This is a genomic window from Actinokineospora sp. UV203, assembly GCF_056323665.1.
This window is the reverse complement of record NZ_CM150484.1, coordinates 4,228,272-4,243,331: the sequence shown is the minus strand read 5'-3', so window position 1 is coordinate 4,243,331 and position 15,060 is coordinate 4,228,272. Positions and strand designations below refer to the sequence as shown.

The 15,060-nt window shown below is 69.0% G+C and carries 13 protein-coding genes; 8 read left to right on the top strand and 5 right to left on the bottom strand.

Annotated elements, in window-relative coordinates; all coding sequences use genetic code 11:
• The first annotated feature begins 17 nt into the window (after nucleotides 1-17).
• The 5 genes from ACUZ2Y_RS20175 (at nucleotide 18) to ACUZ2Y_RS20155 (ending at nucleotide 3,723) form a co-directional block, all read left to right on the top strand.
• On the top strand, nucleotides 18-1,136 hold the full coding sequence (locus ACUZ2Y_RS20175; protein WP_476321146.1) for a helix-turn-helix domain-containing protein: 1,119 nt from the start codon (nucleotides 18-20) through the stop codon (nucleotides 1,134-1,136).
• A 5-nt stretch (nucleotides 1,137-1,141) separates the two neighbouring features.
• A complete protein-coding gene (locus tag ACUZ2Y_RS20170; protein WP_476321144.1) occupies nucleotides 1,142-1,675 on the top strand; it encodes a PIN domain-containing protein in 534 nt (177 codons plus the stop codon).
• A complete protein-coding gene (locus tag ACUZ2Y_RS20165) occupies nucleotides 1,672-2,568 on the top strand; it encodes a LysR family transcriptional regulator (RefSeq protein WP_476321142.1) in 897 nt (298 codons plus the stop codon). The genes ACUZ2Y_RS20170 and ACUZ2Y_RS20165 overlap by 4 nt, the downstream gene beginning before the upstream one ends.
• A 9-nt stretch (nucleotides 2,569-2,577) precedes the next feature.
• Nucleotides 2,578-3,165 carry a TetR/AcrR family transcriptional regulator gene (locus ACUZ2Y_RS20160; RefSeq protein WP_476321140.1) on the top strand — a complete coding sequence of 196 codons (588 nt, stop codon included), beginning with the start codon at nucleotides 2,578-2,580 and terminating at the stop codon, nucleotides 3,163-3,165.
• Between the two features lie 246 nt (nucleotides 3,166-3,411).
• Nucleotides 3,412-3,723, top strand: coding sequence for a MerR family transcriptional regulator (locus tag ACUZ2Y_RS20155; protein WP_476321138.1), 312 nt, complete (start codon nucleotides 3,412-3,414; stop codon nucleotides 3,721-3,723).
• Nucleotides 3,724-3,932: 209 nt separating this feature from the next.
• On the opposite strand, the gene ACUZ2Y_RS20150 is transcribed toward ACUZ2Y_RS20155, so the two are convergent.
• Together ACUZ2Y_RS20150 and ACUZ2Y_RS20145 are read right to left on the bottom strand one after the other, a co-directional pair.
• Nucleotides 3,933-4,757 carry a ribokinase gene (locus ACUZ2Y_RS20150; protein WP_476321136.1) on the bottom strand — a complete coding sequence of 275 codons (825 nt, stop codon included), beginning with the start codon at nucleotides 4,755-4,757 and terminating at the stop codon, nucleotides 3,933-3,935.
• A gap of 240 nt (nucleotides 4,758-4,997) precedes the next feature.
• A complete protein-coding gene (locus tag ACUZ2Y_RS20145; protein ID WP_476321134.1) occupies nucleotides 4,998-7,127 on the bottom strand; it encodes an MMPL family transporter in 2,130 nt (709 codons plus the stop codon).
• Between the two features lie 68 nt (nucleotides 7,128-7,195).
• On the opposite strand from ACUZ2Y_RS20145, the gene ACUZ2Y_RS20140 reads away from it, so the two are divergent.
• On the top strand, nucleotides 7,196-7,915 hold the full coding sequence (locus ACUZ2Y_RS20140; RefSeq protein WP_476321132.1) for a TetR/AcrR family transcriptional regulator: 720 nt from the start codon (nucleotides 7,196-7,198) through the stop codon (nucleotides 7,913-7,915).
• A 15-nt stretch (nucleotides 7,916-7,930) separates the two neighbouring features.
• Here ACUZ2Y_RS20140 and leuS read toward each other — a convergent pair whose 3' ends face one another.
• Nucleotides 7,931-10,714 (bottom strand): leucine--tRNA ligase, encoded by a 2,784-nt coding sequence (gene leuS / locus ACUZ2Y_RS20135; protein WP_476321130.1) that lies wholly within the window; start codon nucleotides 10,712-10,714, stop codon nucleotides 7,931-7,933.
• 235 nt (nucleotides 10,715-10,949) lie between these two features.
• Between leuS and ACUZ2Y_RS20130 the strand changes: the two genes are divergently transcribed.
• Nucleotides 10,950-11,357 (top strand): SdpI family protein, encoded by a 408-nt coding sequence (locus tag ACUZ2Y_RS20130; protein WP_476321128.1) that lies wholly within the window; start codon nucleotides 10,950-10,952, stop codon nucleotides 11,355-11,357.
• A gap of 102 nt (nucleotides 11,358-11,459) precedes the next feature.
• Here ACUZ2Y_RS20130 and ACUZ2Y_RS20125 read toward each other — a convergent pair whose 3' ends face one another.
• Nucleotides 11,460-12,035, bottom strand: coding sequence for a YqgE/AlgH family protein (locus ACUZ2Y_RS20125; protein WP_476321126.1), 576 nt, complete (start codon nucleotides 12,033-12,035; stop codon nucleotides 11,460-11,462).
• A 273-nt stretch (nucleotides 12,036-12,308) separates the two neighbouring features.
• On the opposite strand from ACUZ2Y_RS20125, the gene ACUZ2Y_RS20120 reads away from it, so the two are divergent.
• Nucleotides 12,309-13,607 carry an MFS transporter gene (locus tag ACUZ2Y_RS20120; RefSeq protein WP_476321124.1) on the top strand — a complete coding sequence of 433 codons (1,299 nt, stop codon included), beginning with the start codon at nucleotides 12,309-12,311 and terminating at the stop codon, nucleotides 13,605-13,607.
• On the opposite strand, the gene ACUZ2Y_RS20115 is transcribed toward ACUZ2Y_RS20120, so the two are convergent.
• A complete protein-coding gene (locus ACUZ2Y_RS20115) occupies nucleotides 13,521-14,984 on the bottom strand; it encodes a CCA tRNA nucleotidyltransferase (protein ID WP_476331961.1) in 1,464 nt (487 codons plus the stop codon). The two genes, ACUZ2Y_RS20120 and ACUZ2Y_RS20115, sit on opposite strands and share 87 nt — an antisense overlap.
• Nucleotides 14,985-15,060 lie beyond the last annotated feature (76 nt).

Here is a 15,060-nt window from a genome sequence, read left to right as displayed (position 1 = left end):
GTTCTAAAATCGCACACATGCTGGCATTGGACAGCGCGGCGATGGGCAGCCGAATCTCGGGTGCACGGAACCGCCAAGGAATGACTCAGGCCGAACTGGCAGCGGAAATCGGCATCGACCGTTCCGCCCTCGCGAAGATCGAGAGCGGAACGCGTCGAGTCTCCGCGCTGGAACTCGCCCAGATCGCCGCCACACTGGGCGAACGCATCGAGTGGTTCGTTACCGACGCGCCTGCGGCGATCGTGTCACATCGGAACATGCAGGCACCCGGCACTCCAAGTCCCGCAATCGACCGGATGATCGAACGCGTCGCATGGAACGTCGAGTTCGTGATCGAACAGGACCAAGGCCTGCACCTCCAGAACCTGGCCGCCCGCGAGAAGCCTCGTTCCACTGAGTCCATCGAAGAGCACGCGAGCGACGTTCGACATCAACTGGGGCTGGAACCGGGCGAGCCGTTGTCCGACATGTCCCGACGAGTAAACGGCCTTGGGCTGTTGACATTCGTCTTCGACCTCGGCCAAGAGGCCGCGGACGCCGCATCCCTCCTGTTGCGGAACGGTGGGATCGCCCTCGTCAACGGACACCTGCAAGTCGGCCGACGTCGCCTGGCGCTCGCTCACGAACTCGGCCATTACGTCTTCGCTGACGAGTACGCCGTGGACTGGCGGATCGGCGATCGCGACGACGACGCCTGGGAAGCACGGCTCGACAGATTCGCGCGCGCGTTGCTCCTGCCCGCTACCGGGGCGGTGAACCGGTGGAGAGAACTTATTTCCCACGATGGCAATGTTCGAACGGCAGCGGTGAAGATCGCGAGCGAGTTCCAGGTCGACATGTCGACGTTGTCCCGTCGATTGAACGAGTTGGGTGTGATTAACAGCGATAGCGCGGGATTCATCCGCTCGGTGCGAACGACGCGAGCGGACATCGTCGATTTCAACCTGGTCCCACGCGACGAGCTCCGGCCGATCTGTCTGCCCAAGAATTATGAGGCCGCAGTTCTTCGCCTGTTCCGAAGCGAGACGGTGTCACCGGCAAGGGCCACAGACCTGCTGTTCGACAGCTGGGAAGAAGACGACTTTCCAGAGCTGCCGAAGCTCCCGGAAAACGCGATCTGGAACTTCGTCTCTTGACGTCGATGACCAAGCCGTACGTATTCGACACGGGTCCGCTGATACATCTGGCGCGAGCGCAGTGGCTCGGGCCACTCAAAGCTGTGGTTGGTGACCGTCACGCGCTGATACCGGATGTCGTGGTGCACGAGCTGCAAGAGGCGGCACGTCAGGATAGCCGCGTCCAGGCCGTCTTGGAGGCCGAATGGATCGAGCACCGAGAACTGCGTACAGCAGAGGAAATCTTGGCATATACCAAATTCGCAGGCCTGCTGGTGCGCGATCGCCGAAATCGGGGCGAGGCAGGCGCGTTGGCACTTGCCAGCACACTCGGCGGTGTCGTAGTAGTCGACGACGGCGCCGGACGCAGAGCGGCCGAACGAAATCACATCGAGTACTGCCCGACGTTGCGCCTGCTTTGCGAAGCAATTCGTTCCGGCTTGCTGACCGTACCGCTGGTCTCCGCTCTCGCCGATGACCTGCTGATCAGCAATTATCGACTGCCAGTGTCACTCGGGGGCTTCGAGAAATGGGCACGGGAGAACGGGCTCGTGGAGTGATAGATCCCCGGCGCCTGCGGGTGCTGCGCGCACTGGCCGACCACGGCACCGTGACCGCCGCGGGCCAGGCGCTGCACCTGACGCCGTCGGCGGTCTCGCAGCAGCTCGCCGCCCTGGAGTCCGAGGTCGGGCAGGACCTGCTGCACCGCAAGGGGCGGCGGGTCTGGCTGACCGCCGCCGGGGAGCTGCTCGTCGAGCACGCCACCGCGGTGATCGCCGAGCTGGACCGGGCCGAGGCGCGGCTCGCCGCGTACGCGGCCGGGGAGACCGGACGGGTCCGGGTGGCCGCTTTCGCCTCGGCGATCACCCAGGTCGTCGCCCCGGCGATCGTCGCGCTGCGGGCCTCCGCGCCGGGGGTGAGCGTGGTCGTGCACGACGCCGAACGCAGCCTGCCGATGCTGCTCGACGGCGAGATCGACATCGCCGTCACCGTGGAGTACTGGGCGAGCGCGGGCGATGACGACCAGCGGGTCGTGCGCACTCCGCTCTACGCGGAACCGTTCGACGCGGTCCTGCCGCCCGGTCACCGGCTGACCGACCAGGCGGAGGTCAACCTGTCCGACCTCGCCGCCGACGACTGGGTCGCGCCGCTGCCGGGCAATCCGTGCCGTGACGTGCTGGTCGTCGCGTGCGAAGGGGTCGGCTTCACCCCGCGGATCACCCACACTTCCGACGACTTCCACGCCGAGGCCGCGCTGGTAGCCGCGGGCGGCGGGGTCGCGCTGATCCCTCGGACCGCCTTGGCCGGGGTGGAGCCCGCCCGGGTCCGGCCGATCGCGGTCGACCCGCCGACGCGCCGGGTGTTCGCCGCGGTGCGGCGCGGGCGGGAGGACCACCCGCTGATCCTGGCGGTCCAGTCGGCGTTGCGAAACGCAGTTACTCGGTCATGTTGATATTTACTCATGCAGGTAACAATCACCGAAGCCGCCCGTCGCAAGCAGATCGTCGACGCCGCGATCGACGTCATCGCCGACCTCGGCTACGCGAAGACGTCCTTCGCGCGAATCGTGGAGCGGGCGGGGCTGAGCAGCACGCGGCTGATCTCGTACCACTTCGCCGATAAGAACGACCTGATGATGGCCGTCCTGATCACCTCCGTCGGCACCCTGGACGAACTCCTCGACGCCCGACTGGAGGGCCGCACCGGCCGCGCGGAGATGCTGCGGGCCCACATCGAGGTCCGGGTCGAACTGCTGCGCACGCACGCCAAGCACCTGCGCGCGATCACCGAGGTCGCCGACAACCACCGCGCCGACGACGGCTCGGCGATGTTCGCGCCGCTGCTGACCGACTTCAGGGTCGGGCGGATGGAAAGCCAGCTGCGCCAAGGACAGCGGGAAGGCGTGTTCGCCGAGTTCGACCCGGCGGTCATGGCGAACACCATCTCGTCGGCCATCGAGGGCGCGGCCCGCTCCGGACTGCCCCTGGACGGCTACGGCCGCGAGTTGGCCGACCTGTTCGACCGTGCGACCCGTTCCGCCGCCCAGTAGCGCGGCGGGAACTGCTGCTGCTGGGATAGGCCTGCGACGGGTACTGCTGCTGTCCCATCGGATCTCCCTGCTGGGGCTGGGCGTATCCGCCTGGCTGCGAGGGGATCTGCTGGGGCACGAACTGGGGCTGAGCGAACTGGGGCTGCGGCGCCATGTGCTGCTGCGGGAACTGGGGGCCGGATGATCCGGACGCTGTCGCAATCGGGACTTGCACCTCACGTGACGTGAGGTCTTAGCGTCATTCCCATGAGCGAGAAGCGCTGGGGAGTCGGGGAGTTGGCCGGGGCGACCGGCCTGACGGTGCGGACGCTGCACCACTACGACGAGATCGGTCTGGTGCCGCCGAGCGAGCGCACGCACGCCGGGCACCGCCGCTACACCGAGGCCGATATTCGCAGGCTGTACCGGGTGCGCGCGCTGCGGTCGAACGGGCTGAGCCTGGACACCTTCGCGGCGACCCTGGCCGACGGGGACCGGGAGGCGTTGCGGGCGGTGCTCGTCGACCAGCTCACACACCTCGATTCCCAGGCCTGCCGGATGAACGACCTCAGGGCCTGACCGCGCGCTGGTTCGGCCTCGTCGAGGCCTTCACCGGCGGCGGCGACGGCATCCGCGAGTCGGTGGGCAAGATGTGGGAGGAACAGGGCGACAAACTCAACCAGCAGGTCGACACTGGTCTGTCACCGGAGCTGATGGCCTACGTACCCCGAGCCAATGAGCTGCGCACGCGCTCCTGAATGGTGAACTCACTTGCCGGAACGGGCGACTCAGTTGCCTGGAGGGGCGACTCGCGGGGGCTGGGCGCCGGGGTGGGTTACTGAGGTGGCGGCGTAGGTGATGGCGTGGGCGGTCGCCTCGAACAGGTCGGCGCCGGTGGCGAGGTGGGCGGCTAGGGCGCCGGTGAAGGCGTCGCCCGCGCCGGTGGTGTCCACGGCGTCGACCTCGGGCGCGGGGATCCGACGGGTGCCTTCCGGGGTGATCACGTCGGCTCCCCGCGCGCCGAGGGTGACGACGACCGACCGGGAGCGGTCGAGGCCGGGCAGTGCGCGGGCCTCGTGTTCGTTGACGATCAGCGGGTCGAGCACGGCGAGGGTGTCGGGGGACAATTCCGCCACCGGAGACAGGTTGAGCACCGCTCGCACCCCGGAGCGGGCCGCGAGCGCGACCGCGTGCTCGACGACTTCGATCGGCACTTCCAGCGAGGCCACCAGGACCCGGGCGTCGCGCAGGTCGACGTCGACCTCGGTGACGGCGGAATTGGCCCCCGGCGAGACGATGATCGAGTTCTCGCCGTCGGGGGTGACCGTGATGAACGCGAGCCCGGTGGGCATTGTGACTTTTCGGACTCGGGCCGTGTCGACGCCCGCCGAGCCAAGTGATTCCAGGAGGAATTCGCCATAGGGGTCGTCTCCGACGGCCCCTATCAGCGACACCGCGGCACCGTTGCGCGCCGCCGCGACAGCGGTGTTCGCACCCTTCCCACCAGGGAGAACACGGGTGTCGGAGCCCAACACCGTCTCTCCCGCCGATGGCCTGCGGGCGACGGACACGACCAGGTCGGCGTTGGCCGAACCCACCACTACGACGTCCATCCGATCAAGCATAGTCGGGACCGACCATGCGCATGTGTGAACGATTCAGTAGCAGAATGGATCTCCGGTGCCACAATGTGCGTCAACTGTTTTGCGTACTCCTCGGGCGATCCGGCGGGTGCGTGGCGGTGAATCCCGGGGCTTGCCCCGGGTGCCGGTCAGGGCCAGGGGGCCACGGCCGGCTTAGCGTCACCGGTGCCGGTCGTGTGGCCCCCCGAGCGATCGTCACCGGTGACGCGTCTACCAGACCCGATCCATCACCAGCGTCGGCGCGTCCGGCTCGACCTCGGACAGCCCGGCCTTCTCCTGCAGCCTGCGTAGCGAGGCGGGCGCCCACCAGGCGGCGTCGCCCAGCAGCCGCATGACCGCGGGCACCAGGAGCATCCGCACGACGGTCGCGTCGAGCACCAAGGCGATGATCATGCCGACGCCGAGGAACCGCATGCTGGCCAGCGCGGACAGGCCGAACGCGCCGGTCACGACCACGAGCAGCAGGGCGGCCGCGGTGATCATGCGCCCGGTGCGCAGCAGGCCCGCGTGCACGGCGGCATGGGTCGAGAGCCCGGTGTGCCTGGCTTCCACCATGCGCGACAGCAGGAACGTCTCGTAGTCGGTGGACAAGCCGAAGACCATCGCGACGATCAACACCATCAGGCCCGCCTGCACCGGCTGCGGGGTCACCCCGAACAGCCCGGCGCCGTGGCCGTCCTGGAAGACCCACACCAGGATCCCGAACGTCGCCGACAGGCTCAGCGCGCTCATCAGCACCGCCTTGACCGGCAGCAGCACCGAGCCGAACGCGAGGAACATCAGGACCAGGGTGGCCGCGACGAGGATGGCGATCATCCACGGGATCCGGTCGGAGATCGCCTCGATGGTGTCGGCGACCTCGGCCGGATAGCCGCCGACCAGGACGTCGGCGTCGGTGGGCACCTCCCGCAGCGCGGCGATGATCGAGGCGGCCGCGTCGGTGTTCGCTTCGCCCGCCAGCGGCACTGTGAGCAGGACGATGTCGTCCTTGGCACCGGTCGGCACGGCGTCGAGCACACCGGGCACGCGCTTCAAGTCGTCCACGAGCAGCGGAACGGACTCAGGGTTGGCGGCGCGCACGACGAGAGTCGCCTGGTTGGTGCTCGCCGCCGGGAAGTTCGCCGCGATGGTCTCCACGGTGACCCGGCTCGGGTCGTCCGGTGGGAGCTGCTTCTCGTCCGCGCCGCCGAAAGTCAGGCCCCCCAGGGGCAGGGCGAGCGCGACCAGGACCGCGGTGATCGGCAGGGCGAACAGCACCGGCCGGCGCATGACGGCGTCGGCGACCCGAGCAAGGAACTCGCGCTCGATCCGGCGGTGCCTGCCGCCGAGCGGGGTGCGCAGCCGGTGTCCGGCGACGGCGAGCAGCGCGGGCAGCAGGGTCAGCGAGATGACCGCCGCGATCGCCACCGCCGACATGCCGCCGTAGGCCATGGACCGCAGGTAGTCCATCGGGAACACGACCAGCCCCGAGAGCGCGATGACCAGCAGGGTCGCCGAGAACGCGACAGTGCGGCCCGCGGTGGCGACGGTCCGGCTGACCGCGTCGGCGATCGTTGCGCCCGCGCCCAGCTCTTCGCGGAACCGGCCGACCATGAACAACCCGTAGTCGATCGCCATGCCCAGGCCGAGCAGGATCGCCACGTTCAGCGCGAACGAGTTGACCTCGAACCCGTAGCTCAGCGCCCGCAGGACACCCAGCGACCCGAAGATCGACAGGCAGCCGACCAGCACCGGCATGGACGCGGCGAGCACGCTGCCGAAGATCACCACCAGGAGAACCAGCGTCACCGGCAGTGACACCGCCTCGGCAACGGTCAGATCGTCGGCGGATCGCTCGTTCATCGCCTGCTCGGTCGGCACCGTGCCGCCGATCTGAGTGCGCACGCCCGAGACCGGCAGCAAGTCCCGAACGGACTGGTAGGCGGTACGGCGTTCGTCCTTGTCGGCGCCGGCGAGCGTGATCGTCGCCATGGCCATGGTCTTCTCGGCGCCGGCAAGCGCGGGCAGACCGGTGCTCCAGTAGTCGGCGACGCGGACGACCTTGTCCGTGGGCAGGCCGCGCAAAGCGGTGGTGACCTGGGCGGCGAGGGCGGGGTCGTCGACGGTCTTGCCGTCCGGCGCCGTGTAGATCACCACGACGTCAGGCGGGCGCTGCCCGAAGGTCCCGGTGACGATCTCCTTGACCCGCATGGACTCGCTGGCCGGATCCTCGTAGCCGCCCTGGGTCAGCTTGTCGAAGACGCCGAGGCCCCACGCGCCCGCCCCGATCGTCACCAGCAGGGTGACGACCAGGACCGCCCACCGCCTGCGGTGCGTGAACAAACCCCACGATGCGAGCAAAGCCTGTCCCCTCAACGGAGCAGGACGCTACAGTCCGTGAACGCCGTTCACAACATCGCGGAGACCACATGACGCAGGGGACTCGTCGAGACCGGGCCCGCGCCGACACGGATCGCGAAATCCGCGGACAGGCCCGTGCGCTGCTGATCAGCGACGGCCCGCAGGCGGTGACACTGCGCGCGATCGCACGGGAACTCGGGATCACCGCGCCCGCGCTCTACCGGTACTACGCCTCGCGCGAAGACCTGATCGAACACCTCCGCGCCGACGTCTGCGCGGACCTAGGCAGCGACCTGGACCGAGACTTGGCCGATGTCGCCGAGTCGGATCACCTCGCCCAAGTGCTCGCGGTGTGCCGCGGCTTCCGGCGGTGGGCGCTGGCGCACCCGCAGGAGTTCACGCTCGTGTTCGCCACGCCGCCGCACGACCCCAGGAAGGACCCGGTCCGGGACTCGTTCGGCCGGATCTTCCTCGGCGTGGCCGGCCGCATCCTCGCCGCCGGGGAACTGATCACCCCGCCGGAACAGGACATCCCGGCGGCGCTGGTCAATGACCTGGCGGCGTTCCGGTCCGATCTGCTCGACACCATGGCCGCCGCCGGAGTGTCCATTGCGGACAGTCGGCTCGGCGTCGCGACGGCGTACGTGATGCTGCGGTTCTGGGTGCGGCTCTACGGGCAGGTCGCGCTGGAGGTGTTCGGGCAGTTCCCGTTCCCGGTGACCGACGCCGAACCCATCTTCGAGTCGATGCTCGCAGACCTGGTTCGCGAGGTGGGGCTGTCCGAGTGACAGCCCCAATCCGCACTACAGAACGATGTTGACCAGACGCCCCGGCACCACGATCACCTTGCGCGGGGTTCCGCCCGCGACCAGGGCCGCCACCTTCTCCTCCGCCAGCGCGGCTGCCTTCACCTCGTCCTGGCTCGCGCCCGCGGCCACCGTGATCCGGCCGCGCACCTTGCCGTTGACCTGGATCGGGTATTCGACGGTGTCCTCGACCAGGTAGCGCTCGTCGGCGGTCGGGAACGGGCCGTGCGCCAGCGACTCGGCGGCGCCCAGCTTCGACCACAGCTCCTCGGCCACGTGCGGGCACAGCGGCGCCAGCATCTGGACCATCGCCTCGGCCACCACGCGCGGGCAGCCCTCGGTGAAGTTCTTGGTGATGTGGTTGTTCAGCTCGATCAGCTTCGCGCCCGCGGTGTTGTAGCGCAGGTTCGAGTAGTCCTCATGCACACCCGCGATCGCCTTGTGCAGCGCGCGCAGGGTGGTCTCGTCGGGCTCGGCGTCGGTGATCCGGACCTCGCCCGTCTCCTCGTCGACGATGTTGCGCCACAGCCGCTGCAGGAACCGCTGCGCGCCGACGACGTCCTTGGTCGCCCAGGGGCGGGAGACGTCCATCGGGCCCATCGACATCTCGTACATGCGGAAGGTGTCGGCGCCGTAGGTCTCGCACATCTCGTCGGGCGTCACCACGTTGCGCAGACTCTTGCCCATCTTCCCGTACTCCTGCTTGACCTCCTGGTCACCGAAGAAGTACTTGCCGCCGCGCTCGACGACCTGGGAGGCGTCGACGTAGACACCGCGCTCGTCGACGTAGGCGTAGGCCTGGATCATGCCCTGGTTGAACAGGCGCCGGTACGGCTCCTCGCCGCTGACGTGGCCCAGGTCGAACAGGACCTTCTGCCAGAAGCGGGAGTACAGCAGGTGCAGCACCGCGTGCTCGACGCCGCCGATGTACAGGTCGACACCACCCGGATCGCCGTCGCTCTGCGGGCCCAGCCAGTACTGCTCGTTCTCCGGCTCGCAGAACCGCTCGGTGTCGGTCGGGTCGACATAGCGCAGCTGGTACCAGCACGAACCCGCCCAGTTGGGCATGGTGTTGGTGTCGCGGCGGTACTTCTTCTTGCCCTCGCCCAGGTCCAGCTCGACCTCGACCCACTCGTTCGCCCGCGACAGCGGCGGCGACGGCTCGGTGTCGGCGTCCATCGGGTCGAACGTCTTCGGCGAGTAGTCCTCGACCTCGGGCAACTCGATCGGCAGCATCGACTCGGGCAGCGCGATCGGCTGGCCGTCCTCGTTGTAGACGATCGGGAACGGCTCGCCCCAGTAGCGCTGCCGCGAGAACAGCCAGTCGCGCAGCTTGTACTGGATGGTGCCGCGGCCGCGGCCGTGCTCCTCCAGCCAGGCGATGATCGTCGACTTGGCCTCGTCGATCTCCATGCCGTCCAGGAAACCGCTGTTGATCGCCGGGCCCTCACCGGTGAACGCCTCGCCGTCGAAGCCCTCGGCGGGCTGGACGGTCCGGATGATCGGCAGGTCGAACTTGGTGGCGAAGTCCCAGTCGCGCTGGTCCTGGCCGGGCACGGCCATGATCGCGCCGGTGCCGTAGCCCATCAGCACGTAGTCGGCGACGTAGACCGGGATTTCCTTGCCGTTGGCCGGGTTCACCGCGTGCGCGCCGGTGAAGACGCCGGTCTTCTCCTTGTTCTCCTGGCGGTCCAGGTCGGACTTGTTCGCCGCGACCCGGCGATACTCGGCGACGGCGTCGGCGTGCTCGGCCGTGGTGATCACATCGACCAGCGGGTGCTCCGGCGCCAGGACCATGTAGGTCGCGCCGAACAGCGTGTCCGGACGGGTGGTGAAGACCTCGATCACGTGCTCGCCGACCGGGAAGCTCACCCGGGCGCCGTTGGACCGGCCGATCCAGTTGCGCTGCATCGCCTTGACCTTCTCCGGCCAGTCCAGGCGGTCCAGGTCGTCGATCAGGCGGTCGGAGTAGGCGGTGATCCGCATCATCCACTGGCGCAGGTTCTTGCGGAACACGGGGAAGTTGCCGCGCTCGCTGCGGCCGTCGGCGGTGACCTCTTCGTTGGCCACGACCGTGCCCAGGCCCGGCACCCAGTTGACCGGGGCGTCGGACAGGTAGACCAGGCGGTACTCGTTCAGCACGGCGTACTGCTCGGCGCGGGTCAGCTCGCACCAGCCACGGCGGTCCGGGGTGTCGCGCTTGCCCTGGGCGAACTCGGCTTCCAGCTCGGCGATCGGGCGCGCCCTGCCCGCGTCGGCGTCGTACCAGGAGTTGAAGATCTGCAGGAAGATCCACTGCGTCCAGCGGTAGTAGTTCGGGTCGATCGTGGAGATCCGACGCCGCTCGTCGTGGCCCAGACCCAGGCGGCGGATCTGCCGCAGGTAGGTCTGGATGTTGTCCTCGGTGGTCTTGCGCGGGTGCTGGCCGGTCTGCACGGCGTACTGCTCGGCGGGCAGGCCGAAGGCGTCGAAGCCCATGGTGTGCAGGACGTTGCGGCCGTTCATCCGGTGGTACCGGGCGAAGACGTCGGTGCCGATGAAGCCCAGCGGGTGGCCGACGTGCAGGCCCGCGCCCGAGGGGTACGGGAACATGTCCTGGACGAACAGCTTGTCCGCGGGGACCTCGCCCTTGAGGGGTCCGACCGGGTTCGGCGCGTGGTAGGTCCCGCGTTCCTCCCAGTGGTCCTGCCAGCGCTTCTCGATCCGACCGGCCAGCTCGGCCGTGTACCGGTGGCTCGGCACGGCATCGGCGGCGCTGGGTGTCTGAGGATCGGGGCTCATCAGTTTCCTTCCGGGGGTGCGTGCTCCTGAGGAAAAACGAAAACCCCCCAGCCCGCTTGGGCATGAGGGGTCGCCGCGCGTGACCGGTCGGTCAGCGCGGCCAACTAAGGAGCAGGCGGGCCGTACTCATGTCCAGAGAATAGCGCACGGGCTCGAACGGCTTTCGGAGATGACCGGGAACACACAGGTCAGGTGCCCGGCGAGGGCTCCGCGTCGGATCTCCTACCATCGAGTGGTGAACCTCGTGCCGCTCGTGCCGCTCATCGCCGGTCTGCCGCTGCTCGCCGTCGGCTTCCTCGGCCTGACCGAGCGGCTGCCGCGCAACCGCTTCGGCGGTGTCCGCACCCCCGCCACCCTGCGCGACGACGACACTTTCCGCCTCGGCAACAAGGTCGCAGGCCTGCCGACCATGGTGGCGGGTCTCGTCGGTGTGGTCGGCGGCATCGTCGGTCTGCTGCTGTCGACCACGGCGGGCGCGGTGACGGTGGCGATCGTGGCGACCATCGGACTGTTGGCGATCACCATCGGCGCCGGCGTCCTGGCCAACCGCGCCGCCGCGGCGATGCCGGAACGCGCTCCCGAACTCCCCGCGGGCTGCGCGGGCTGCCAATGCGGCGGTTGCGGAGTCCTCGGCAGGGCATAGCTACCCGCTCGGTCGCGGTGGCGCTATGACACAGCGCCGACCTCGTTGACGACAGTCATCCGCTGCACGGACTCGTATTCCGTGCCGAGGTACGCGTAGGCGCTAGTTCGCTTTGACGTCCCCTGGATGCGTGGCCAACAGGGCCAGCGGCATTCCCTGGCGGCGCAGGACGCGTCCCCAGAGGTCTTCCTCGGCGGGGGCGAACACGTCGTTGGGCAGGGCGGGGACCACGATCCAGTCGCCGCGGTCGATCTCGCCCGCGAGCTGGCCGATCTCCCACCCCGCGTAGCCGGCGAACACGCGCATGCCGCGGAACTTGGGGACGAGCACGTCCGGGTCGGCGTCCAGATCGACCAACGCCACCGGTCCGCGCACGCCGATCAGACCGGTCACCCCGTCGACCACCTCGCCGGTGTGCATCGCGGCCAGGCACAGCGCGGTCTTCTGCTCGACCGGGCCGCCGACGAACACCGAGTTCGGTTCCGACACGTGCCTGCCCCACGTGGGCAGCACGTCATCGACGGGGACGTCGCTCGGTCGGTTGAGGACAACTCCGAGCGTGCCTTCACTCCGGTGGTCGATGACGTAGACCACCGTGCGACGGAAGTTGTCGTCGAGCAGGCTGGGCGCGGCTACCAGCAGCGTCCCTGGCTCGACGGGGGCGTCGGATGACACCACGCCATGATCCCATCCGCGCGGCGAGTGTGAACGGCCCGACCCTCCTTCGCCGTCGACGGGAACGAAAGCGGGGGGTCCGTCGTTGATGATGAGGTCGGCACTGTGTGTCCCCCGGGCTCAACTAGAACCGCCTTCGTGGAATACCGCACGGCTGGAGCCACGTTGTGCAACTCGCCGTGAGGCGACCCGGTGCCGGTGTCGGGTGGGCGGTCCCTTGCGGGGCCGCCCATTCCGGTGTTCGAGGGCTTTCCTCGCGACGTAGGCTGAGCATCTGTGAGCACGCGAGCCGACACCAGCCACTCCACCGATCACGAGGCACACCACCTTCGGATCGGCGTGCGGAGGCTGCTGTCGATCGCCGACTTCCGACGTCTGCTCTATAGCCGCTTCGCCGCCCAGTGGGGCGACGGGATGCTCCAGGCCGGCCTCGCGGGCGCCGTCCTGTTCAACCCGGAACGCGAAACCGACGCCCTCGCCATCGCCGCCGGGTTCACCGCCCTGCTGCTGCCGTACTCGCTCATCGGACCGTTCGCCGGCGCCCTGCTCGACCGGTGGGACCGGCGCAACGTGCTGGTCGTGGCCAACGCGCTGCGAGGTTTGCTGATCCTGGTGGCGGCCGTGACGGTCGCGGTGGGCGCCGACGAGCCGGTGCTCTTCACGCTGGCGCTGATCGTGGTCGGCATCAGCCGGTTCGTCGGGTCGGGCCTCTCGGCGTCGCTGCCGCACGTGGTGCCGGTGCGCAACCTGGTCGAGGCGAACGCGCTGGCCACGACCTTCGGCGCGGTCGTCGCGGTGACCGGCGCGGGCTGCGCGGTCGGGCTGCGGGCGCTGGTCGGCTCCGACGACATCGGCTCCGGGATCACCACCGCCGCCGCCACGCTCGGCTCGGTCGCCGCCGCGCTGGTCGCCGCCCGGTTCGCGAAGGGCGCGCTAGGACCCGACGAGGTCGACGAGCCGCCGCAGACGCTGGTCGCCATCGCGCGGGGGCTGTTCGACGGCGCCCGGGCCGCGGTGCGCGCACCGACCGTGCTCGCCGGGTTCGTGGCGCTGCTCGCGCACCGGGCCGCGTTCGGCATCCTGCTGCTCCTGACCGTGCTGCTTGTCCGGTTCCGCCTCGAGACCGGGATGACCGGGCTCGGCGAGGTGGCGGGCATGGTCGGGCTCGGCATTCTGCTCGCCGGGCTCACGACCGCCCGGCTCGTCGCCAAGTTCTACCGGCGACGGACCATGGGCGCGGCGCTGATCGTGGGCGGCGTATCGGTCGTCGCGCTCGGTTTGCCGATGATGATGATCACGACGCTGGCCGCCGCGCTGGTGGTGTCCTACGCGGGCCAGATCGTCAAGCTCTGCGTCGACGCCGCCGTCCAGCGTGACATCGGCGACGAGGTCCGCGGCCGGGTGTTCGCCCTCTACGACACGCTTTTCAACGTCGCTCAGGTCGTCTCGGTGTCACTCGCGGCACTGGTCGTCGCGCCGGACGGAGCCTCACCGGGACTGTTCGTCGCCGCCGGCATCTGCTACCTGATCGGCCTCGCCGGCTTCGTCACCATCACCCGAATTGCTGGCCACTAGCCCCTGCTCGGCCGCCCACTCGCGCAGCGCCGCGACGGCGTCGTCGTACTCCAGGGGGCCACGGTCGAGGCGCAGCTCCTTGAGGAACGTCCACGCCTTGCCGACCATCGGACCCGGCGGCAGCCCGAGCACCCGCATGATCTCGTTGCCGTCGAGGTCCGGCCGGACCTTGGCCAGATCCTCCTCGGCGGCGATTCGCGCGATGCGCTCCTCAAGGCCGTCGTAGGTGCGCTGGAGCATGTTCGCCTTGCGCCGGTTGCGAGTGGTGCAGTCGGCGCGGACGAGCTTGTGCAGCCGGGGGAGCATCTCGCCCGCGTCGGTGACGTAGCGGCGGACGGCCGAGTCGGTCCACTCGCCGTTGCCGTAGCCGTGGAACCGCAGGTGCAGGAACACCAGCTTGGCGACCGACTCGGTGATGTCCTTCGAGTACCGCAGCGCCTTCAAACGCTTGCGCACCATCTTCGCGCCGACGACTTCGTGGTGGTGGAAGCTGACGCCGCCGCCGGGGATGAGCCGCCGGGTGTCGGGCTTGCCGATGTCGTGCAACAGCGCGGCGAGCCGCAGCACCAGGTCCGGTTCGGCGTCCTTCTCCTCGAGGTCGATCGCCTGGTCGAGCACGACCAGCGAGTGCTCGTAGACGTCCTTGTGCTGGTGGTGCTCGTCGATCTCCAGCCGCATCGCGGGCAGTTCCGGCAGCATGTGGTCGGCCAGCCCGCTGTCCACGAGCAGGGCGATGCCTTCGCGCGGGTTCGCGCCGCAGAGCAGCTTGGACAGCTCGGCCTGGATCCGCTCCGGGGTGATCCGGGCGATCTCACCGCTCATCGACAACAGCGCCTCGACCACGCGCGGGGCGGGGGTGAAACCGAGCTGGCTGACGAACCGGGCGGCCCGCATCATCCGCAGCGGATCGTCGGCGAAGGACTCCTGCGGGGTGGCCGGGGTGTCAAGCCTGCGCTCGGCCAGCGCGGCCATGCCGTCGTGCGGGTCGATGAATCGCTTTGTCGACAAGTCGATGGCCATCGCGTTGACCGTGAAGTCGCGGCGGACCAGGTCGGCCTCGATCGAGTCGCCGAACTGGACCTCAGGGTTGCGGCTGACCCGATCGTAGGCGTCGGACCGGAACGTGGTGATCTCGCAGGTGGTGCCCTGCTTGGTCGCACCGACGGTGCCGAAGGCGATGCCAGTGTCCCAGATCGCGTCAGCCCAGCCGCTCACGATCTTCATGATCTGCTCGGGCCGCGCGTCGGTGGTGAAGTCGAGGTCGTTGCCCATCCGGCCCAACATCGCGTCGCGGACCGGGCCGCCGACGAGGTAGAGGCGATGGCCCGCCCGGGTGAACCGGGTGGCTAGATCATCCGCGATCGGCGAAACCCGCATGAGTTCCACTACCGCGTTCTGGGCGGCCTGCGCTGATGAGACAGACCGCGACACTGAGGCGAACACAATGAACGAG